General features: G+C 58.5%; 16 protein-coding genes, 4 tRNA genes and 2 pseudogenes. 15 read left to right on the plus strand and 7 right to left on the minus strand.

Features of this window, described 5'->3' with window-relative positions:
* Positions 1 to 107: 107 nt before the first annotated feature.
* From gmk to BN1125_RS15370, 7 genes are all read left to right on the plus strand, one after another.
* Positions 108 to 734: a guanylate kinase gene (gene gmk / locus BN1125_RS15340; RefSeq protein WP_042013303.1), complete on the plus strand. Its 627-nt coding sequence runs from the start codon at positions 108 to 110 to the stop codon at positions 732 to 734.
* Between the two features lie 80 nt (positions 735 to 814).
* Entirely contained in the window at positions 815 to 1,090 is a 276-nt protein-coding gene (gene rpoZ / locus BN1125_RS15345; protein ID WP_005307060.1) for a DNA-directed RNA polymerase subunit omega, read from the plus strand.
* 136 nt (positions 1,091 to 1,226) lie between these two features.
* The gene (gene spoT, locus BN1125_RS15350) at positions 1,227 to 3,344 is read left to right on the plus strand and encodes a bifunctional GTP diphosphokinase/guanosine-3',5'-bis pyrophosphate 3'-pyrophosphohydrolase (protein WP_042013304.1); all 2,118 of its coding nucleotides are present in this window, start codon (positions 1,227 to 1,229) and stop codon (positions 3,342 to 3,344) included.
* A gap of 156 nt (positions 3,345 to 3,500) precedes the next feature.
* A complete protein-coding gene (gene trmH / locus BN1125_RS15355; RefSeq protein WP_042013305.1) occupies positions 3,501 to 4,232 on the plus strand; it encodes a tRNA (guanosine(18)-2'-O)-methyltransferase TrmH in 732 nt (243 codons plus the stop codon).
* Positions 4,232 to 4,891: a CatB-related O-acetyltransferase gene (locus BN1125_RS15360; RefSeq protein WP_042013306.1), complete on the plus strand. Its 660-nt coding sequence runs from the start codon at positions 4,232 to 4,234 to the stop codon at positions 4,889 to 4,891. The genes trmH and BN1125_RS15360 overlap by 1 nt, the downstream gene beginning before the upstream one ends.
* A complete protein-coding gene (locus BN1125_RS15365; RefSeq protein ID WP_042013307.1) occupies positions 4,891 to 5,931 on the plus strand; it encodes an alpha/beta fold hydrolase in 1,041 nt (346 codons plus the stop codon). The genes BN1125_RS15360 and BN1125_RS15365 overlap by 1 nt, the downstream gene beginning before the upstream one ends.
* Before the next feature lie 89 nt (positions 5,932 to 6,020).
* Positions 6,021 to 6,836, plus strand: a complete 816-nt coding sequence (locus tag BN1125_RS15370) for a Cof-type HAD-IIB family hydrolase (protein WP_042013308.1) — start codon at positions 6,021 to 6,023, stop codon at positions 6,834 to 6,836.
* Between the two features lie 34 nt (positions 6,837 to 6,870).
* Here the strand turns inward: BN1125_RS15370 and BN1125_RS15375 are convergent.
* From BN1125_RS15375 to BN1125_RS15395, 5 genes and pseudogenes are all read right to left on the minus strand, one after another.
* Positions 6,871 to 7,383: pseudogene (locus tag BN1125_RS15375) on the minus strand (ricin-type beta-trefoil lectin domain protein).
* 178 nt (positions 7,384 to 7,561) lie between these two features.
* Positions 7,562 to 7,638 (minus strand) — tRNA-Pro (locus BN1125_RS15380).
* A gap of 76 nt (positions 7,639 to 7,714) precedes the next feature.
* A tRNA-Leu gene (locus BN1125_RS15385) sits at positions 7,715 to 7,800 on the minus strand.
* A 20-nt stretch (positions 7,801 to 7,820) separates the two neighbouring features.
* Positions 7,821 to 7,896 (minus strand) — tRNA-His (locus BN1125_RS15390).
* A 50-nt stretch (positions 7,897 to 7,946) separates the two neighbouring features.
* Positions 7,947 to 8,023 (minus strand) — tRNA-Arg (locus tag BN1125_RS15395).
* Between the two features lie 233 nt (positions 8,024 to 8,256).
* On the opposite strand from BN1125_RS15395, the gene BN1125_RS15400 reads away from it, so the two are divergent.
* The 6 genes and pseudogenes from BN1125_RS15400 to BN1125_RS18705 form a co-directional block, all read left to right on the plus strand.
* Complete coding sequence (locus BN1125_RS15400) at positions 8,257 to 8,853, plus strand: TetR/AcrR family transcriptional regulator (RefSeq protein ID WP_042013309.1); 597 nt, start codon at positions 8,257 to 8,259, stop codon at positions 8,851 to 8,853.
* Positions 8,850 to 9,983 (plus strand): efflux RND transporter periplasmic adaptor subunit, encoded by a 1,134-nt coding sequence (locus tag BN1125_RS15405; RefSeq protein WP_042013310.1) that lies wholly within the window; start codon positions 8,850 to 8,852, stop codon positions 9,981 to 9,983. The genes BN1125_RS15400 and BN1125_RS15405 overlap by 4 nt, the downstream gene beginning before the upstream one ends.
* Positions 9,984 to 9,998: 15 nt before the next feature.
* Positions 9,999 to 13,079, plus strand: a complete 3,081-nt coding sequence (locus tag BN1125_RS15410) for a multidrug efflux RND transporter permease subunit (protein ID WP_042013311.1) — start codon at positions 9,999 to 10,001, stop codon at positions 13,077 to 13,079.
* Positions 13,080 to 13,197: 118 nt separating this feature from the next.
* Positions 13,198 to 15,165, plus strand: coding sequence for an ATP-binding protein (locus BN1125_RS15415; RefSeq protein ID WP_042013312.1), 1,968 nt, complete (start codon positions 13,198 to 13,200; stop codon positions 15,163 to 15,165).
* Between the two features lie 76 nt (positions 15,166 to 15,241).
* Positions 15,242 to 16,591: a glutathione-disulfide reductase gene (gene gorA, locus BN1125_RS15420; RefSeq protein ID WP_042013313.1), complete on the plus strand. Its 1,350-nt coding sequence runs from the start codon at positions 15,242 to 15,244 to the stop codon at positions 16,589 to 16,591.
* A gap of 253 nt (positions 16,592 to 16,844) precedes the next feature.
* Positions 16,845 to 17,017 (plus strand): annotated as a pseudogene (locus tag BN1125_RS18705) (winged helix-turn-helix domain-containing protein); the annotation flags it as partial.
* Between the two features lie 4 nt (positions 17,018 to 17,021).
* Here BN1125_RS18705 and BN1125_RS15425 read toward each other — a convergent pair.
* The gene (locus tag BN1125_RS15425; RefSeq protein ID WP_042013314.1) at positions 17,022 to 18,149 is read right to left on the minus strand and encodes a multidrug effflux MFS transporter; all 1,128 of its coding nucleotides are present in this window, start codon (positions 18,147 to 18,149) and stop codon (positions 17,022 to 17,024) included.
* Between the two features lie 92 nt (positions 18,150 to 18,241).
* On the opposite strand from BN1125_RS15425, the gene BN1125_RS15430 reads away from it, so the two are divergent.
* Positions 18,242 to 19,057 carry an AraC family transcriptional regulator gene (locus tag BN1125_RS15430; protein ID WP_042013315.1) on the plus strand — a complete coding sequence of 272 codons (816 nt, stop codon included), beginning with the start codon at positions 18,242 to 18,244 and terminating at the stop codon, positions 19,055 to 19,057.
* Here BN1125_RS15430 and BN1125_RS15435 read toward each other — a convergent pair.
* Complete coding sequence (locus BN1125_RS15435) at positions 18,996 to 19,226, minus strand: hypothetical protein (RefSeq protein ID WP_042013316.1); 231 nt, start codon at positions 19,224 to 19,226, stop codon at positions 18,996 to 18,998. The two genes, BN1125_RS15430 and BN1125_RS15435, sit on opposite strands and share 62 nt — an antisense overlap.
* A gap of 96 nt (positions 19,227 to 19,322) precedes the next feature.
* Here BN1125_RS15435 and BN1125_RS15440 point away from each other — a divergent pair, with 96 nt between their 5' ends.
* Positions 19,323 to 20,573, plus strand: coding sequence for a valine--pyruvate transaminase (locus BN1125_RS15440; RefSeq protein WP_042013317.1), 1,251 nt, complete (start codon positions 19,323 to 19,325; stop codon positions 20,571 to 20,573).
* Positions 20,574 to 20,579 lie beyond the last annotated feature (6 nt).

Here is a 20,579-nt window from a genome sequence, read left to right on the forward strand (position 1 = left end):
CCTGACTCAAGAATTTTCCGCGTTTTGCGTTTGGCTGTCTCCCTTTCGGGCACAAGACGGCGGTCTCTGCTACAACCAAAACAGCGGTTTCGATTAAAGGTAATAATATGGCGCAACAAGGCACTCTCTATATCATCTCTTCTCCGAGCGGCGCGGGTAAATCCAGTCTGCTCAATGCCTTGCTGACCCAACATAATGCTGCTGGCATGATGAAACTGTCGGTCTCCCACACTACCCGCGCCACCCGTCCGGGTGAAGAGAACGGCGTACACTACCACTTCGTGCATGTGGAGGAGTTCAAGGAGCTGATCGCTCGCGGCGATTTTCTGGAGTGGGCCGAAGTGTTCGGCAACTACTACGGCACCTCCCGCGCCGCCATCGAAGCCTCTCTGGCACAAGGTATCGACGTGTTCCTCGATATCGACTGGCAGGGTGCCCGCCAAATCCGCGCGCAGATGCCAACCAAATCCATCTTCATCCTGCCCCCCAGTCGTGAGGAGCTGGAGCGCCGTCTGATAGGTCGCGGTCAGGACAGCGCCGAGGTAATCGCCGGCCGGATGGCGAAAGCCATTGCCGAAATGGTGCACTACGACGAATATGATTATGTCATTATTAATGAAGAGTTCGAGCAGGCCCTGTTCCAGCTCAGAGCCATCATCGAGTGCCAGCGGCTGGAGATGCGCCAGCAACAGCAGGCACAACAAAACTTGCTGCAACAGTTACTGGCAGAGTAAGTCAAAAACGAGTAAACTTTTGCGTCATTTTTAAACACTGCTTTTCTGAATACAGAAAGCCCACATAACTGGAGTCCTGCATGGCACGCGTTACTGTAGAAGATGCTGTAAAACAGGTAGGTAACCGTTTTGACCTGGTGCTGGTCGCCGCGCGCCGCGCCCGTCAAATCGCGGTTCAAGGTAAAGATCCCCTGGTCGACGAAGAGAACGACAAGCCGACCGTGATCGCCCTGCGTGAGATCGAGCTGGGTCTGGTGAACAATCAAGTGATGGACACCCAGGACCGTTACGAGCAGCAAGAGCAGGAGGCTGCCGAGCTGGCTGCCGTCGCTGCCATCGCCGAAGGCCGCGGTTAAGTCCGTCATTTCCCATAGTCGGTACCCGCCCGGGTGCCGACTGTTCATCCCCATTTACAACCGCTCGAAAACCTCGCAAACTCAGGGCTCTACCCTCAATTCCACGAATAGGCGTTTTACCGCCGCGGGGACTGTCTTGTATTTATTTGAAAACCTTAAAGAAATAGCCAGTTCCTACCTGCAGCCAGAGCAGGTTGAGAAGCTCAAGCAAGCCTATGTGGTGGCCCGTGATGCCCACCAGGGGCAGATGCGTTCCAGCGGCGAGCCCTATATCACCCATCCGGTTGCCGTGGCCCGAATCCTGGGTGACATGCGCCTCGATCATGAAACTCTGATGGCCGCCGTGCTGCACGATGTCATCGAAGATACTCCCATCACCAAGGCCGACCTGGCCGAACAGTTTGGCGATGCCGTCGCCGAACTGGTCTCCGGCGTATCCAAGCTCGACAAGCTCAAGTTTCGCGATCGCAAAGAGGCCCAGGCGGAAAACTTTCGCAAGATGATGATGGCCATGACCCAGGATATCCGGGTCATTCTGATCAAACTGGCCGACCGCACCCACAATATGCGCACCCTGGGCTCTCTGCGACCAGACAAGCGCCGCCGCATCGCCAGGGAAACCCTCGAGATCTTCGCCCCCATCGCCAACCGCCTCGGTATTCACACCATGAAGAACGAGCTGGAAGAGCTGGGCTTCGAGGCGCTCTATCCGATGCGATCCCGCGTGTTGCGCGAATCGGTACGGCGCGCCCGTGGCAATCGCCGGGAGATCATCGACTCTATCCAGAGCGAAATCAGCGGCCGCCTGAAAGAGGCGGGGATCGAGCACCAGGTCAGTGGCCGCGAGAAGAATCTCTTCTCTATCTACAACAAGATGGAGAAAAAAGAGCTGCAATTTCATGAGGTAATGGATGTCTACGCCTTTCGGGTCAAGGTGAAAGACATAGATACCTGTTACCGGGTGCTGGGGCAGATGCACAGCCTCTACAAACCCCGCCCCGGCCGCTTCAAGGATTACATCGCCATCCCCAAGACCAACGGCTACCAGTCGCTGCACACCTCGCTGGTGGGACCGCACGGGGTACCGGTGGAGGTGCAGATCCGCACCGAATTCATGGACCAGATGGCCGATAAAGGGGTTGCCGCCCACTGGGCCTACAAGCAGGATGGCGACAGCTCGGGCACTACCGCCCAGATCCGCGCCCAGCGCTGGATGCAGAGCCTGCTTGAGCTGCAGCAGAGCGCCGGCAGCTCCTTTGAATTTATCGAAGGGGTCAAGACCGACCTCTTCCCCGACGAAATCTACGTTTTTACCCCCGAAGGGCGCATCATGGAGCTGCCCGCAGGTGCCACGCCGGTGGACTTCGCCTATACGGTGCACACCGACATCGGTCACGCCTGCGTCGGCTCCCGGGTCGACCGCCATCCCTACCCGCTCAGCAGCCCGCTGCACTCGGGTCAGACGGTGGAGATCATCACGGCACCGGGGGCGCGTCCCAACGCGGCCTGGCTCAACTTCGTAGTGACCACCAAGGCTCGCTCCAAGATCCGCCAGTTCCTCAAGAACCTGCGCACCGAAGAGTCGGTGGTGCTGGGTCGCCGCCTGCTCAACCACGCGCTGGGCGCCAAGAACATCGAAGATATCCCCGAGCCACGGATCAAGCAGGTGCTGGCCGACACCAAGCATGAGAACCTGCAGGGGCTGCTGGCCGATGTGGGCCTCGGCAACGCCATGAGCGTCATGGTGGCGCGCCGCATGCTGGGGGATGAACTGCCGCCGGAAGAACAACCCAAATCCAGCAGCAAGAAGATGCCGATCAAGGGTGCCGACGGCATGCTGGTCACCTTCGCCAACTGCTGCCGCCCGATCCCGGGGGATGCCATCATCGCCCACATTAGCCCGGGCAAGGGTTTGGTGATCCACCAGGAAGCCTGCCGCAACATCAAGGGCTACAGCAAGGAGCCGGACAAGTACCTGCCGGTGCAGTGGGAAGTGGACAAGGAGCAGGAACAAGAGTTCCGCACCGGCATCAGCATCGAGATCATCAATCATCAGGGTGCGCTGGCCGAGCTGGCCAACGTGATTGCCGCCACTGGCGCCAACATTCACGCCATCAGCACCGAAGAGAAGGATGGCCGGGTCTATCAGGTCAGCCTGCTCATCACCACCAAGAGCCGCATCCACCTGGCCAACATCATGCGCAAGATCCGCGTGATGCCCAACGTGCTCAAGGTGAGCCGACAGAAGAACTGAACACAGGCGGCGCAAGCCGCCTGCTGCTTTGATAGAGACAAGCAATGACCCCCGAACGCTTCAAGCGAATCACCGACACGTTAGTACAGTACCAGCTCGATTTGACCGTCTGTATGCAAGATATGCGTGCACAAACCTCACTGCATAGAAACTGATATGACTCCCGAACGCTTCAAGCGCATCACCGACATGCTGGCCCAGCGTCAGCTCGATCTGACCGTCTGTATGGAAGAGGTGCATAAACCTCACAATCTGGCCGCCATCGTGCGCACCGCCGATGCCATCGGCATCCACCGGGTTCACGCCGTCTGGCCCAAAACCTGGATCCACAAGCGCAAGGGCACCGCCCGCGGCAGCCAGAACTGGGTAGATGTAAAGCTGCACCCGGACATCGGCAGCGCAGTAGCCGAACTGAAAGCCTCCGGCATGCAAATCGTGGCGACCCACCTGTCGGAGAGCTCGGTGGACTTTCGCACCATCGACTACACCAAACCGACCGCCATTCTGGTGGGCCAGGAGAAACACGGTATCGGTGAAGAGGCGCTGGCGTTGGCCGATCACCATATCGTCATCCCTATGGTAGGCATGGTGCAGTCTCTCAACGTCTCGGTGGCCACCGCAGCCATTCTCTACGAGGCCCAGCGCCAGCGCGAGCTGGCCGGTTGCTATCAGCGTGGCTGCCCGCTCGCGCTGGAAGAGCAGAACAGCATACTGTTCGAGGGGGGTTATCCTATCTATGCCCAGCTCTGCAAAGAGAAAGATATGCCCTACCCCCAGCTAGGCCCGGCCGGTGAAATTTTGGCGGACGAAGAGTGGTGGCAGCGGATGCAGCTGACCCGCAAAGGGTGGGTGCAGCAGAGCGAGCAGGACGATCCGCAGGAGGAGTGATGGAGAACCCTTTTGGCAGCTGGCTGGAATCGCAAATCATCAAGGATCACCTGACCAATCCGAACATAGAGGCCGGCGACTACAGCTACTACTCCGGCTACTACCACGGCAAGCCGTTCGAGGAGCACTGCGTCCGCTACCTGCTCGGCGATGGCTCGACCCGCGACACCTGGGAGAGCGGCCTCTCGGGCGAGGTAGATCGGCTGATCATCGGCAAGTTCTGCTCCATCGGCTCGGGCGCCACCTTCATGTTGGCGGGCAATCAGGGCCACCGGCTGGATTGGGTCTCCACTTTCCCGTTCAACCCCGACACCTTTGGTGAAGGGGCTCGCAGCGGCTTTCTGCGCAAGGGGGACACCCGGATTGGCAACGATGTCTGGATCGGCTCGGAAGCGATGATCATGCCCGGCATCACCATAGGTGATGGCGCCGTCATCGCCAGCCGCGCCGTGGTGACCAAGGATGTGGCCCCTTACACCATAGTCGGCGGCAACCCGGCCCAGCCGATCCGCCACCGCTTCAGTGATGAGCAGATCACCATGCTGCAAGAGATGCAGTGGTGGGACTGGCCCCTGCCCCGCTTGCAAGCCAGCATGGCGCTGCTCTGCTCGGGGGATATCGCTGTCCTTTATCACCATTGGCTACAGGAGTGTGCCTGATGAAACCTCTCTCTCTTTCCCTGTTGGCCCTGACCCTGTTTTCTGCCGGAACCCTTGCCGTGACCAATACCTATCCGCTCACCAGCGAAGCCGATGTACCGAGCCTCTACCAGCAGACCCTGCCCGACTTCTGGCGCCAGCATGCGGTTGAAGGAGAGTTCAAGGGCAAGGGTGGGGTGACCATCCGTTATGCTGCCCTACGGCAAGCCAAGGTCGATCGCGCCATCCTCATCGTCAACGGCCGGGTAGAGAGCTATCTCAAGTATCAGGAGCTGGCGTGGGATCTCTGGCGTCAGGGCTACAGCCTCTATCTCATCGACCATCGCGGTCAGGGGATGTCCGACAGGATGCTGGATGACCCGCAGAAGGGATATGTCGACCAGTTCGACGATTATGTGGTCGATCTCAAGCAGTTTCATGACCAGATAATCATGGTGGACCAGCCTGCCAAGCTGTTCCTGCTGGCCCACTCCATGGGTGGTGCCATCTCGGCGCGCTATCTGGAGCGCTGGCCAGATGATATCAAGGCGGCCGTGCTCTCCTCCCCCATGCTGGGCATCAATCTCGGCGGTCTGCCCAAGTGGCTGGCCAAGGGATTGGCGAACACGATAGGCACGGTCGGCGGCTGGATTGGCGAACCTCCCTACGGCCCCGGTCAGGGCGCCTATCAGGATCACGGCTTTGCCGACAACGAGCTGACTCACAGTCAGTCCCGCTATCAGGCCTTCCGCCAGCTCTACGAACAGCAGCCGCAGATCAAGCTGGGTGGCGCGACCGCCCACTGGATTTATCAGGGGATCACAGGTGCCGATGCCGCCATCGCCGATGCGGGCGCCATCAAAACCCCGCTGCTGGTGCTGCAAGCTGGCAACGACAGCGTGGTGGACAATGCCGCGCAGGATCGCTTCTGCACGATTGCCAAGTGCGAAGGGGGCAAACCACTGCGCATCGAGGGGGCCTGGCACGAGCTGTTTATCGAATCCGATGACAAGCGCCAGCCCGCCCTGACCGCGATGGTCGACTTTTTCGCCCGCTTCTGAGCTGGCTATTTTTTGTAACCCTAAATAAATGGGGTGACAGTGCGGGCTAAGGTAAACTGCCCCTGTTTTCAATCGATGCCGAGGTAAAGATGTTCAAGGTTGTTGTATCCGATCTCGATGGCACTCTGCTCAACAAGCAGCACCAGATATCCTCCCGCACCCGGGAAACTGTCCGCCGCCTGGTGGAGCAGGGCGTGAAATTTGTGGTGGCCACCGGCCGACACCACGTCGATGTGCGCAGCTTCCGCGACGCGCTCGGTCTGGATATCTACCTCATCACCTCCAACGGTGCCGTGGTGCATGACAAACAGGGTAAACTGGTGTTCAACCAGCCGCTGCCAGCTGACATCGCCGCCGAACTGATCGCTCTCGAACGTGACCCATCCATCCATCTCAACGTCTATCAGGGTGATGATTGGGTAGTAGAAGAGGAGCTGCCCTGGTTGCTGCAGTTCCATGACGAGTCAGGATTCACCTACCGTCTGGTCGATGACCTGAAGCAGGAACCGAAAGAGCAGATCAACAAGGTGTTCTACATCGGCGACCACGAGAAGCTGCTGAAGATCGAGGCGCACCTCAACCAGCGCTACGGTGACCAGCTCAACGTCACCTTCTCCCTGCCGGATTGCCTCGAAGTGATGCATGCTGGGGTTCACAAGGGCAATGCCGTGCGCGCCGTGCTGGAGCAACACGGGCTGGAGATGTCTCAGGCCATCGCCTTCGGTGACGGCATGAACGACTTCGAAATGCTGACCATGGTGGGTCGCGGCATCGTCATGGGTAACGCCCACGATCGCCTGAAAATGGCGCTGCCGGAGTATGAACAAACTCTCACCTCCGACGAAGATGGCGTTGCTCTCTATCTGGAGAAGCTGTTCGAGCTGGAGAGCGTCAGCGCAGCCTGAGCCTCCTCATCCCGATATCCGATTCAACAAAGCCTCACCATGTGAGGCTTTGTTTTTTCAGGGTCTCCAGCCAAGGGGTGGGCTGCTTCCAACTGAAGCTCTGGTTCGCCCCGCCGTAACATTCGGCCAGCCGCAGTGGCGTGCCGGGGGTATGGCGGCGCCCGGCCACATCGAGGCAGCGGGAGACCTTGCTGTTGAACAATCGATCCTTCTGCCACTGTGGCTGCCCGTCACAGGGGGGGGGCCAGCATCAACTCGCCGTCGCTCTTGGCTTGCAGACAGAGATCCTGCAGGTGCAACTCCCCCAGATCCCACTCGAACAGTTGATCCTCTTTTCCGCTGCAGGGCTGTGCCAGCACCGCTGTTGGGACACTCCGACACAAAAAGCGCCGCTGGTCAGCAAGGGAGAGAACACCCGCTCCTCCGCTGAATGCAAAACAATTGAGTCCACCACTTCATCGGTTGATGGCGGCTTGATGGTACAACCTCCCAGCAGCAAGGCGATCAGCAGGATGGGCGCGCAAGCAAAGGAAGTGGTGTTATTCATGGAAAATGCCTGAAATGGGCCGATGACATCCGGTTGTCAGTGACTCGAGGCTGAAGCATAACCGAAAGGCGGGGCGCTCTGCCCGGATAGAGTGTAAACAGACGTAACAGGGAGAGAGTACAGGCACCACAGAGGCCATAAAGCAAAAAACCCCGCCGAAGCGAGGTTTTTCTAAATGTGGTCGGTGATAAAGGATTCGAACCTTTGACCCTCTGGTCCCAAACCAGATGCGCTACCGGGCTGCGCTAATCACCGAGGCTATTTTTTTCAAAATAGTTTATTTCAATAAACAAAGACGACCGGTCAGGCCATCCTCGTCATACAGCAAGTATGGTGCGAAGAGAGGGACTCGAACCCTCACACCCGGGGGGCACTAACACCTGAAGCTAGCGCGTCTACCAATTCCGCCACCTTCGCGTACCTGACAAGCTGTAAAATGGGGTGGCTGATGGGGCTCGAACCCACGACAACCGGAATCACAATCCGGGACTCTACCAACTGAGCTACAGCCACCACAGCTGTTTTCGTTCTACAACACGCCCGTTTAACCGACGCACTTTTGATGGTGCGCCCGACAGGATTCGAACCTGTGACCTCTGCCTCCGGAGGGCAGCGCTCTATCCAGCTGAGCTACGGGCGCTACGCTGTCGAACGGGGCGCATTATTAATGATGGTTGCTGGTTTGTCTACACTTTTCTGTCACCGAGGTGCCGTTCGTTTGTTTTTCATGCAATTTGTGTGTTTATCTTCCACTTCCCTGCCTGTCGCCTGGCAAAAAGGCACACATCCCCACGTTAAACCATCTGGTCGTCTTGACTTGATGCCATGCCCACCTAAAATGAATGAACGTTCATTCAAACACGGGGTACGCTGATGCTTCTGGATAAAAAAGAGAGTATCTTCAACGCAGCCCATGATGTATTGGGTGAACGGGGTTTTCATGGTCTGTCGATTGCAGAAGTTGCCAAGAAGGCCAATGTTGCTACCGGCACCATCTATCGCTACTTCGGCGACAAGGATGATCTGATCCGGCAGTTGCATCAGCACACTATCTTGCAGTGTGTGCCCATGGTCATGGCCGATGTAGCGATCGATAAGGTTTCATTTCAACAATTTCGCCAACTATGGCTCAATATTCATGCCATTTTTGTCAATGAACCCAACGCAATAAAGTGCAAATTACAGTATGAGAGCTCGCCATTAGGGGCCGAACTGGAGACCAACCCAGTCATCCTGGCTGCGTGGAGCCCTCTGGATCGATTTTTTGAAATTGGCGTTGAACAAGGGCTGTTTATTGATTTACCGATACGGGCACTCCAGGTTTTGAGCCTGGACAGTGTCATGCATCTGGCCCTGCAGTGCAGGGTACACAACATCAGGCTGACAGAACTTCAATTGGAAACCGCAATCCAGGCCAGCTGGAATGCCATTTTATCCCCCAATCTTTCCACCTCAGGAGCCTGTTCATGAAAAAGTGGATGGCCATTATGTTGCTGATAGCGATCGCCCTGTTTGGCAGCGTCATCGGCTTCAATTTATTCAAACAGAAGATGATTGCCCAGTACATGGCCAACCGACCGGAACCCGAATTCCCTGTCACCGCGATGGTGACCAAGGCGCAGGATTGGGTACCGACCATCGAAGCAATCGGCTTTATCGAGCCGAATCAAGGGGTTACCCTATCCACTGAACTGGCTGGCACCATTGATTCCATCACCTTCGAGTCGGGCAAACCGGTCAAGGCTGGCCAGTTGCTCCTGAGCCTGGACTCCACCGTGGAGCGGGCCAATCTGCGCGCCTCCCAGGCCAAGCTGCCAGCGGCGAAAGCCAAGTTCGATCGTTTCCAGAACCTCTATAAGACTAACTCCATCTCCAAAGAGCAGCTGGATGAGGCTGAAGCGGCCTATCGCTCGCTGGAAGCGGATATCGAGAGTCTGAAGGCGACCATTACCCGTCGTGAGGTACGCGCCCCGTTCAGCGGCGTGGTCGGCTTGCGCAACGTCTTCCTTGGTCAGTATCTGCAGCCGGGCACTGATATCGTGCGCCTGGAAGATACCAGTGTGATGCGCCTGCGCTTCACCGTGCCTCAGACCGATATCTCCAATATCACCCTGGGTCAGACCATCAAGATCAACGTGGATGCCTATCCGCACACCCGGTTTGACGGCCACATCACCGCCATCGAGCCTGCGGTCAACTACCAGAGCGGCCTGATCCAGGTGCAGGCAGATATTCCGAACAACGACGGTCAGCTCCGTTCCGGTATGTTCGCCCGCGCCAGCATCATTCTGCCGACGGTGAAAGATCAGATAGTGATCCCGCAAAGCGCCATCTCCTTCACTCTTTACGGTCAGAACGTCTACATGCTCAAAGAGAGCGAAGAGAGTGACAAAGAGGGCAACAAGGTGAAAGTACTGCGGGCCAAGCAGGTAGTGGTCAAGGCAGGTGAGCGCCGCGGTAACGATGTGCATGTGCTCTCCGGCATCCAGGCCGGTGACCAGATCGTCCTGTCGGGTCAGGTTCGCCTGAGCAACGACACCAAAGTGCACGTGGTCAAGAACGATGCGTTGGCCGTTCCTGCACAAACCCCGATGCTGTAAGCGCGGAGATCTGCGATGCGATTTACTGACATATTTATAAAACGGCCTGTGCTGGCGATCTCGCTCAGCTTCCTGATCGCTTTGCTCGGCTTTCAGGCCATCTTCAAGATGCAGGTACGGGAATACCCCGAAGTGACCAATACGGTGATCACCGTTAGCACCAGCTACTATGGCGCCAGTGCCGATCTGATCCAGGGGTTCATCACCCAACCGCTGGAACAGGCGGTCGCGCAAGCCGACAACATCGACTTCATGACCTCCTCCAGCCAGCTGGGCAGCTCCACCATCACCGCCTTCATGAAACTCAACACCGACCCTAACGCTGCGCTGTCCGACATCCTGGCCAAGGTCAACTCGGTGCGCTCCCAGTTGCCGAAGGAGGCAGAAGACCCCTCGGTCACCTCCTCCACCGGCTCTACCACGGCAGTGCTCTACCTCGGCTTCACCAGCCCGGAGCTCAACTCCAGCCAGATCTCTGACTATCTGGAGCGGGTCATCAAGCCACAGCTCTTTACTGTCGGCGGGGTCTCCAAGGTGGATCTGTACGGCGGTGTCGAGTTTGCCCTGCGGGTATGGCTGGATCCGGCGAAGATGGCCGCCTTCAACCTGACTGCCAGCGACGTGATGACAGTGCTAAACAGCAACAACTATCAGTCCGCGACAGGTCAGGCGACCGGTTACTTCACCCTGTTCAACGGCAACGCCGAGACCCAGGTCAAGGATGTCGACGAGCTCAAGCGTCTGGTGGTGGCGACCCGTGACGGCAAGGTGATCCGCCTCTCCGACATTGCCAAGGTCAGCCTCGAGAAGAGCCACGATATCTATCGTGCCAGCGCCAACGGCCGCGAAGCGGTGGTCATGGCGATCAACGCCGCCCCGACCGCCAACCCCATCAACATCGCCCACGACGTACTGGCTCTACTGCCGGATCTCAAGCGCAACATGCCGAGCACCATGCAGGCCAACGTCCTGTATGACTCCACCATCGCCATCAACGAGTCCATCCAGGAGGTGATCAAGACCATCCTGGAGGCCGCCGCCATCGTACTGGTGGTGATTACCCTGTTCCTCGGTTCGTTCCGGGCGGTCATCATCCCCATCATCACCATCCCGCTCAGCCTTATCGGTGTGGTGATGATGATGGATATATTCGGTTTCTCCATCAACCTGATGACCCTGCTGGCCATGGTGCTCGCCATCGGTCTGGTGGTGGATGACGCCATCGTGGTGCTGGAGAACGTCGACCGCCACATCAAGGAGGGTGAAGAACCGTTCCGGGCCGCCATTATCGGAACCCGCGAGATCGCGGTGCCCGTCATCGCCATGACGGTGACTCTGGCGGCGGTGTACGCCCCTATCGCCCTGATGGGGGGTATCACCGGCTCCCTGTTCAAGGAGTTTGCCCTGACGCTGGCCGGCGCCGTGTTCGTCTCGGGCATCATCGCCCTGACCCTGTCGCCGATGATGTGCTCCAAGATGCTCAAGGCCAACGAGCAGCCGGGCAAGTTCGAGAGCACAGTCCACCATCTGCTGGAACGGATGACGGATCGCTATGACAGCATGCTGCATGCGGTGATGCAAAAGCGCATCGTCATCGTGGTGTTCGCCGTCATCGTGTTCGGCAGCCTGCCGCTGCTGTTCAAGTTCATCCCGAGCGAGCTGGCACCGTCAGAGGACAAGGGGGTCATGGCGGTGCTGGGTACCGCGCCGTCCAACGCCAACCTGGACTACATCGAAAACACCATGGCGGATGTGAACAAGATCCTGGACGACCAGCCCGAGATCGCCTTCTCCCAGGTCTTCTCCGGGGTGTTCAACGCCAACCAGGCGTTCGGTATCGCCTCCATGGTGCCCTGGAGCCAGCGTGAAGCGAGCCAGAAAGAGGTGCTGGATCGGGTCGCCAATCTGGTGAAGGACATCCCGGGCATGGCCATCACCACCTTCCAGTTCCCTGAGCTGCCGGGAGCGTCCAGTGGCCTGCCGATCCAGTTTGTCATCACCACCCCGAACAGCTTCGAAAGTCTGTTCCTGGTGGCCGGTGAAATTCTGGCTGCCGCACAGGGCAACGGTCAGTTCGTCTATTCGGATCTCGATCTGAACTACGATTCGGCCACCATGAAGATCCGGATCGACAAGGACAAGGCGGGGGCCTACGGCATCACCATGCAGGACATCGGCATCACCATGGGCACCATGATGGCGGACGGTTACGTCAACCGTATCGACCTGGATGGCCGCTCCTACGAGGTGATCCCGCAGGTCGAGCGCAAGTACCGTCTCAATCCGGAGTCCATCAAGGGCTACTACGTGCGGGCCGCAGACGGCAAGTCGATCCCGCTCGGCAGCCTGATCAGCATTGAAGTGGTTGGCGAGCCCCGTGCCCTGCCCCACTTCAACCAGCTGAACTCCGCCACCATAGGCGCCGTACCGGCGCCGGGCGTGGCCATGGGTGATGCGATCAACTGGTTCCAGACCACCGCCAACGAGAAGCTGCCGCAAGGCTATCGTTACGACTTCATGGGTGAAGCCCGTCAGTTCGTGACCGAAGGCAATGCACTCTATGCCACCTTCGCGCTGGCACTGGCCATCATCTTCCTGGTGCTGGCGATCCAGTTCGAATCGGTGCGTGACCCACTGGTTATCATGGTCTCTGTACCGCTCGCCATCAGCGGGGCCTTGATTGCCCTGGCATGGGGACTGGCGACCATGAACATCTACTCCCAGGTGGGCCTCATCACCCTGGTGGGTCTGATTACCAAGCACGGCATCCTGATCTGTGAAGTGGCGAAGGAAGAGCAGCTGCTGCGCGGCATGAACCGGATGGACGCCGTGATGCAAGCAGCCAAGGTGCGTCTGCGTCCGATCCTGATGACCACTGCCGCCATGATTGCCGGTTTGATCCCGCTGCTCTACGCCGCTGGCGCCGGTGCGGCCCAGCGCTTCAGTATCGGTATCGTCATCGTGGCGGGTCTTGCCATCGGTACCCTGTTCACCCTGTTCGTGCTGCCGGTGATCTACACCTATCTGGCTTCCGAGCACAAACCGTTGCCGGTGTTCGACGAAACTATTCCGCCCAAGGCGAGTGGCGGACACTGATCATCAACGACACGCGAAGGCCCCGATACGGGGCCTTTTTATGCGGATCAGGAAAGACGACATAAGTGCATGAAGCAGTTAAACTAAAAAAACATCTCATCCAGACCGCAAGGACGCCATGTCAGGACTCTTCTCCAAGACCGCCGAGGCCGTGGGCCAAAACGGGCTATCATATCGCCTGCTCTCCTATATTTTGGTGTGCAGTACCGTATTGGCGATGATCATTACGGCGCTGCAGCTCGCCTGGGATTACCGCAAGGATGTCGCCGTCATCGAAGACAGCATCGGCCAGATTGAAGCCTCCTTCCTGCACCCCATCGCCGCCAGTCTGTGGAACCTGGATGAAGAGCAGGTCAAAGTACAGATAGAAGGGATCATGAACCTGCCCAATATGCAGTTCGTGATGGTCAAGGAGATGCTCGGCAACTCGGAAGTCCCGCTGCTTGCCCAAGGTGTGGAGCGGGAGAACTACGATATCTCCCGCGAATTCAATCTCACCTATCAGGGCGAAATCGTCGGCAAGCTGTTCGTTGCCGCCTCCCTCGACCAAATCTACCAGCGCCTCATCGAAAAATCGGTGCTGATCATGGTCACTCAGACTATCAAGACCCTGGTGGTCTCATTTTGTATCCTGATCATCATTTACTATCTGGTGGTCAGACACATCAACCGCATCGCCCACTACGCCCAGAAATTCAATCTGGACCGGCTCGACATGAAGCTGGTGCTGGAGGGGCGCTCGCAACCGCGCAAGCATCAAGACGAACTGGATACGTTGGTCTCCACCCTCAACCAGATGCGTACCCGACTACGTGACGAGCTGGTTGCCCGCCATCATGCTGTCGAACAGCTGCAACAGGAACGAGACTTCTCTGCCACCCTGATCAACTCGGCCAACATGGTCATCTGCTGCATGGAGCCAGATCTCACCATCGCCAGCATCAACCCGGCAGCCATCCTGCTGACCGGTTACCACCAGCAGGAGCTACTGCAGCACAATTGGCTCGATCTCTTTGTCAGCCCGGCCCAGCGGGACGAGCTGAATAATATCCTGGCGGCGGAAGGCTCGCTGGCCGACAAAGAGGTCATCATGCATGACCAGCAGGACCATGAGCTGGTGCTGCAGTGGACCTTCGTCCCCTTCTATGATGGCCTCAACCTCAAGTACCAGATTGGATTCGGTTATGACATTACCCAGCTGAAAAAAGTCGAGCGGGAGATCATCCAGCTCAACGAACAGCTGGAAGGCAAGGTGGTGGCGCGCACCCGCAGCCTGAGCGACGCCAACGATCAGCTGGGCAAGGCCTACGACGATCTGAAACAGACCCAGCAGACCCTGGTGGAGTCGGAGAAAATGGCCTCCCTCGGTTCGCTGGTGGCTGGCGTGGCACACGAGATCAACACCCCCATCGGCATCAGCGTGACCGCCTCCTCCTACCTGCAAGAGCGGGTGGCCGACTTCAAGCTGCATATCGACTCAAAACAGTTGTCGCGATCCTATCTCAACGAATTCACCGTCAATCTGGATGAGTCGATGCAGCTGCTGCAGAGCAACCTGCGCCGCGCCTCGGAGCTGATCGCCAGTTTCAAGCAGGTGGCGGTCGACCAATCATCAGAGGCCCGTTACAACTTCAGCCTCGCCGACAACCTCCATCAGGTGGTGGTCTCCCTTGGCCACAAGCTGAAAAAGAGCCAGTGTGAAGTGGACATCCAGTGCGATTCCAAGCTGTCGATCTTCTCCTTCCCGGGCAGTTTTACCCAGATCTACTCAAACCTGATCCTCAACTCCATCAACCACGGGTTCGACAACTGGGACAAACCGAAGAAGATCACCATCAGGGTGGAGCAGCAGGGAGAGGAGCTGTTGATCGACTACAGCGACAACGGCCGCGGCATCCCGCCCGAAATCTTGCCGCGCATCTTCGACCCGTTCGTCACCTCCAAACGGGGTCAGGGTGGCAGCGGTCTGGGCACCCACATCATCTACAACCTGGTGGTGCAGCTGCTCCGTGGTCGCATCAACTGTGCCAGCGAACCGGGCCAGGGCGCCCAATTCCATATTCGCCTGCCGATCCAACATAACTGAGCGCTGGCTCTTGTGAGCCAGCCGCTTTATCCCCATCATGCTGTGATTGCATTCTTAATGAGCGGAGAACCTCGCAATGGCACAGCATTTTGACTATATCGCCATCGGCGGCGGCAGCGGCGGCATCGCCTCGGCCAACCGGGCTGCCATGTACGGTAAGAAAGTTGCCCTAATTGAAGCCAAAGAGTTGGGTGGAACCTGCGTCAACGTGGGCTGCGTGCCGAAGAAGGCTATGTGGTATGCCGGTCAGATCGCCGATGCCCTGAAATATGGCGCCGACTACGGCTTTGACACAACCCTCAACCACTTCAACTGGGCCAAGCTGGTTGAATCGCGCCAGGCCTACATCGGCCGCATCCACCAGTCCTATCAGAACGTGCTGGGCAAAAACCAGATTACGGTGATCAAAGGCTTCGCCCGTTTCGTCAGCAGCAACACCATCGAGGTAAATGGCGAGCACTACACGGCCGATCACATCCTGATCGCCACTGGTGGCCGCCCCGAAGTGCCGGCCATTCCGGGTGCCAAACTGGGCATCGACTCCGACGGCTTCTTCGAATTGCAAGAGCAGCCCAAGCGGGTCGCCGTGGTGGGTGCCGGCTATATCGCGGTGGAGATTGCCGGCGTGATGCAGGCGCTTGGCTCCGAGACCCATCTGGTGGTGCGCAAGCATGCGCCGCTGCGCAACTTCGATCCCATGATCCACGAGACCCTGGTGGAGATCATGGCGCAGGAAGGGCCCAAGCTGCACACCCACGCCATTCCGAAAGCTGTGGTCAAGAACGCCGATGAGAGCCTGACCCTGCAGCTGGAAGATGGTCGCCACCTCACCGTCGACTGCCTGATCTGGGCCATTGGCCGCGTCCCGGCCACCAACAACCTCAATCTGGCCGCCGCCGGCATCGAGCTGGACGAGAAGGGCTTTATCCCGACCGACAAGTTCCAGAACACCGCCGTCGCCAACGTCTATGCCGTCGGTGACAATACCGGCCGCATCCAGCTCACCCCGGTGGCTGTCGCGGCGGGCCGCCGCCTCTCTGAGCGGCTGTTCAACAACAAGCCGGGCGAGCACCTCAACTACGACCTGGTGCCGACCGTGGTGTTCAGCCACCCGCCCATCGGCACCATAGGGTTGACCGAGCCGGAAGCCGTCGCCGAATACGGTGAAGATCAGGTCAAGGTCTACCGCAGCCAGTTCACCGCCATGTACTCGGCGCTGACCCAGCATCGCCAGCCTACCCGGATGAAACTGGTCTGCGTCGGGCCGGAAGAGAAAGTGGTCGGCCTGCACGGTATCGGCTTCGCCATGGACGAGATCCTGCAAGGCTTCGGCGTCGCCATGAAGATGGGAGCGACCAAGGCAGACTTCGACAACTGCGTCGCCATCCATCCGACCAGTGCGGAAGAGTTCGTTACCATGCGATAAGCTCTGGCAAAATGGCTGATTTATAAGTGATAGCGAGGGAGGCATGATGCCTCCCTCTTGCTACTGCAAGCCGCGCTTGATAAAGGCTGGAGTCAGCTTGACTGACCACTGCCTTGCTCACTCATCTCAAGTTACATGTATGAATGATGAATCAAAAAGTGCTCATCTGAATGACATTCGGCCAATGCTGGTTTTTTCATCCCCCAACCCCTCCCCCGCTTTTTACCCAGAGGCAACCTCAAAGCAAAGCCTGCTGGTGCTGCAGACCCAGCGGCTCAACGACATCTGGGGCCGAGCCACAAGGAGGAGACCCACTATCTGCACATCGTCATCGCCAGCTTGCGCAAGAAGCAGGGGGATAACCCCCAGCAACCGGCGCTCATCGAGACCGAATCAAGTATCGGCTACCGCTTTAACGGCAACTGATGTTTCACGTGGAACGGCGCCCGCAGCAAAGCAGTGCCAGCAGACTGCAGCCACTGAGCAACAGGCCGAGATCCTGCAACCCGGCCGCCACCGCCAATCCCAAACTGAGCAGCAGGTAGTAGCCAAGCCCGAACAGGGCGCCAGCACTGCCTGCCACCTCGCGATAGGCCAGCAGCGCCTGACTCAGCACGTTGGGGATCGCCAGCCCGAAGGCCACCACGATCCCCGCCATCGGTAGCAGGAACCAGAGGCTGACCTGACTCACCCAGACTAACAATCCGGCAACCAGCGCCAGCATGGCGGCGAGCCGGATCAGGGAGGCAGGCGACCAGCCAAACCCCAGCAGCCGTTTGTTGAGCAGGCTACCAAAAAAGGTCGCCAGCGCCAGCAAGATCCCCGAGTAACCAAACTCGCCAGTGCTCAATCCTAATCCGGCAAACAGGAAGGGGGCCAGACTGTAGTAACCAAACAACATGGTGTTGAACAGCGCCACTAAAGCGGCACTGCGCCACAAATCGGTATCACGTACCATCCGGCATGCCAGCGGCCAGAGTGCGGCTCGCTGAGTAGTGGCCGGACGGGTTTCCGGCAGTTGCCAGCAGGTCACCAGCAGCAAACCTACCGCCAGTACCAGCAGACCGCCGAATACTCCGAGATAGCCGAACCCGTTCGCCAGCTGGCCGCCACTGAGCAGCCCCAGCACCGGACTGAGTGAGAGCGCTATCCCCATTACCGAGAAGACCCGCGCCAGATCGCTACCCTGATAACTGTCGCGCAGCATAGTCTGGGTCACCACGGATCCCACGGCGGCGCCAAAGGCCGATATGACCCTGGCCAGCAGCAAGATTTCAAACTGGTTGGCCAACAGCGCTAGCAGGGTACCAACGCCATAGGTAAACAAGCCCGCCAGCATGGCGGGACGCCGCCCAATAAGATCGCAGAGCCGTCCCCAGCAGACCACGCCCACCGCAAACGCCAGAAAATAGACCGACAGGGTCTGGGATGCCTGCCCCTCGCTCACCTGAAACTGGCTGGCGATGTGGGTCAGTGCCGGGCTGTAGATGGTCTCCACGATCTGTGGAAACATCATCAATCCGACCACCAGCCAGAGCGGTGGCAACTTGTTATTCATGACAAACCTCCTTCACAAGAGGTAGCCATTCTAGAGCGTCGCCAATTGTCCGATTACAATAAACAGGACTATAAACATCAACAATCGGACATATGGCCTTTATTCTTCCCGATCACCCTTTTGACCCGGACCAGCACGATGGCAACGCCATCGGGATCGCCGCCGCCCTCGGCTGGCACGACTCTGGCCGCCATCAACACAGGCGCCATCAGCTGCTATTCGCCCAGGCCGGCTGTATGACCATTGAGCTGGACAATCAAGTATGCCTGCTTCCGCCGACGCGGGCCGCCTGGCTGCCGGCAGATCTGCCCCATCGGGTGCTGATGCGCGGGGTAGTGGCTTATCGCTCCCTCTATTTCAAACCCGCCCCCGGATTGCCGGTCGAGATGGCAGTGCTGGCGGTCAACCCGCTGCTGCGGGAGATCATCGAGCGGATGGTGCTCTGGCCGTGGGACAAGCCGGAGGTGGAACAACATTGCACGCTGGCGCTGTTGCAGGAGGAGCTGGCGCAAGCGCCGCGGGAGTCGTGGCAGTTGCCGCTACCGAGCGATACCAGACTGGGCGACTGGCTACAGCAGTTGAAACGGGGGGATACCCTGCCCGATCGGCTCAACCGGCTGGCCGAACGGGTGGGTGCCAGTGACAAGACCATTGGCCGCATCTTCATGCGGGAGACCGGCATGAGCTATCAGTCGTGGCGTCAGCAGTGGCGGCTGTTACGCGCCATGGAGCTGCTGGCAGAAAGCGAGTCCATCAGCCGGATTGCCGCTGCACTGGAGTTCGCCAGCGACAGTGCCTTCATCAGCTTCTTCAAACAACATACGGGACAGACACCCCTGCGCTACCTTAGCTCTCGGGATGAGTCGCCACAGCCTCCACCACCAGGGTATCCAGCGCCAGCGGCTTGAGATTGTGCAGCGCATCCTGCACCACGGCGTGGGATGCCTGTTGCAACTCGCTCTGCACAGCCTGCTCCAGCTGGGCACTCTCCAGCTCGGGCCGCGGGTTTTCGTTGGCCATCACGTTCAGGCTCAGGGCACTGTTGGTGCTTTTAACCACACTTGATTTTTGCACCATGTTCCACGTGAAACGTCTCATCTTTTTGATCGACACCCGCTTTTAAACTGAGCTATGGTGCTACCTCTTCGTAACTGACTCTGGATCTGTCACCGAATGGAATTTTCCTCTTTCGGCGAGAAGTTCACTCGCCATGCCGGTATTACCCAACTCATGGATGACCTCAATCAGGGGCTGACCAATCCGGACGCCATCATGCTGGGTGGCGGCAATCCGGCCCCGATACCTGCCATGCTGGAACGCTTTCAGGCCGAGGCCAAGAGCCTGCTCGACAACGGCGAGCTGGTCAAAGCGATGGTCAACTACGATGGCCCGCAGGGCAAAGACAGATTCACCAAGGCGCTGGCCGCCCTGCTCAGCAAGGAGCTGGGATGGGATATCTCGGCCCGCAATATCGCCCTGACCAACGGCAGCCAGAATGCCTTTTTCTATCTGTTCAACCTGCTGGCCGGTGAATTTGCCGATGGCCGCAAGAAGAAGGTACTGTTCCCGCTCGCCCCCGAATACATCGGCTATGCCGACTCGGCGCTCGCCGACGACTACTTCGTGGCCTACAAGCCCACCATCGAGAAGCTGCCCGATGGCCAGTTTAAATACCATGTGGATTTCGAGAGCCTGCAGGTAGGTGACGATATCGGAGTGATCTGCGTCTCCCGCCCGACCAACCCCACCGGCAACGTGCTGACCGACGAAGAGATCGAACACCTCGACCAGATCGCCCGCGACAAGGGAATCCCGCTGCTGATCGACAATGCCTACGGCGTCCCCTTCCCGGGCATTATCTTCAGCGAGGCCAAACCGTTCTGGAATGCCAACACCATCCTCTGCATGAGCCTCTCCAAGCTGGGCCTGCCAGGCACCCGCTGCGGCATCGTCATCGCCGACGAGAAGATCATCCAGGCCATCACCAACCTGAGCGGCATCATCAATCTGGCACCGGGCAGTCTGGGTCCCGCCATCACCATCCCGATGATTGAGAGCGGCGAGATCATCACCCTCAGCGAACAGGTGGTGAAACCCTTCTATCAGCAAAAGGCGGAGCTGGCGGTGCAGCTGCTGCGCGAAGCGATCCCCGACCCACGCTTCCACATTCACAAGCCAGAAGGCGCCCTCTTCCTCTGGCTCTGGTTTGAAGGCTTGCCGATCCACTGTCAGGAGCTGTACGAGCGACTGAAGGCGAAGAACCTGCTGATCGTACCGGGGCATTACTTCTTCCCCGGTATCGATGACCCGGAGTGGCGCCACAGTCAGGAGTGCATCCGCCTCAACTACTCCCAGAGCGAGGAGCTGGTACGCCGTGGCATCGCCATTCTGGCCGACGAGATCAACACCCTCTACGCTGGTTAATTCAAT

The organism is Aeromonas fluvialis (assembly GCF_000819885.1).
GTDB lineage: Bacteria > Pseudomonadota > Gammaproteobacteria > Enterobacterales > Aeromonadaceae > Aeromonas > Aeromonas fluvialis.

Bases quoted from the DNA above. Each gene is read 5' to 3' on its own strand.
- BN1125_RS15360 (WP_042013306.1), top strand. From the start codon at position 4,232: ATGGAGAACCCTTTTGGCAGCTGGCTGGAATCGCAAATCATCAAGGAT.
- gorA (WP_042013313.1), top strand. From the start codon at position 15,242: ATGGCACAGCATTTTGACTATATCGCCATCGGCGGCGGCAGCGGCGGC.
- gmk (WP_042013303.1), top strand. From the start codon at position 108: ATGGCGCAACAAGGCACTCTCTATATCATCTCTTCTCCGAGCGGCGCG.
- BN1125_RS15440 (WP_042013317.1), top strand. From the start codon at position 19,323: ATGGAATTTTCCTCTTTCGGCGAGAAGTTCACTCGCCATGCCGGTATT.
- BN1125_RS15425 (WP_042013314.1), bottom strand. From the start codon at position 18,149: ATGAATAACAAGTTGCCACCGCTCTGGCTGGTGGTCGGATTGATGATG.
- BN1125_RS15410 (WP_042013311.1), top strand. From the start codon at position 9,999: ATGCGATTTACTGACATATTTATAAAACGGCCTGTGCTGGCGATCTCG.
- BN1125_RS15430 (WP_042013315.1), top strand. From the start codon at position 18,242: ATGGCCTTTATTCTTCCCGATCACCCTTTTGACCCGGACCAGCACGAT.
- BN1125_RS15415 (WP_042013312.1), top strand. From the start codon at position 13,198: ATGTCAGGACTCTTCTCCAAGACCGCCGAGGCCGTGGGCCAAAACGGG.
- BN1125_RS15400 (WP_042013309.1), top strand. From the start codon at position 8,257: ATGCTTCTGGATAAAAAAGAGAGTATCTTCAACGCAGCCCATGATGTA.
- BN1125_RS15370 (WP_042013308.1), top strand. From the start codon at position 6,021: ATGTTCAAGGTTGTTGTATCCGATCTCGATGGCACTCTGCTCAACAAG.
- BN1125_RS15365 (WP_042013307.1), top strand. From the start codon at position 4,891: ATGAAACCTCTCTCTCTTTCCCTGTTGGCCCTGACCCTGTTTTCTGCC.
- BN1125_RS15435 (WP_042013316.1), bottom strand. From the start codon at position 19,226: ATGGTGCAAAAATCAAGTGTGGTTAAAAGCACCAACAGTGCCCTGAGC.
- trmH (WP_042013305.1), top strand. From the start codon at position 3,501: ATGACTCCCGAACGCTTCAAGCGCATCACCGACATGCTGGCCCAGCGT.
- BN1125_RS15405 (WP_042013310.1), top strand. From the start codon at position 8,850: ATGAAAAAGTGGATGGCCATTATGTTGCTGATAGCGATCGCCCTGTTT.
- rpoZ (WP_005307060.1), top strand. From the start codon at position 815: ATGGCACGCGTTACTGTAGAAGATGCTGTAAAACAGGTAGGTAACCGT.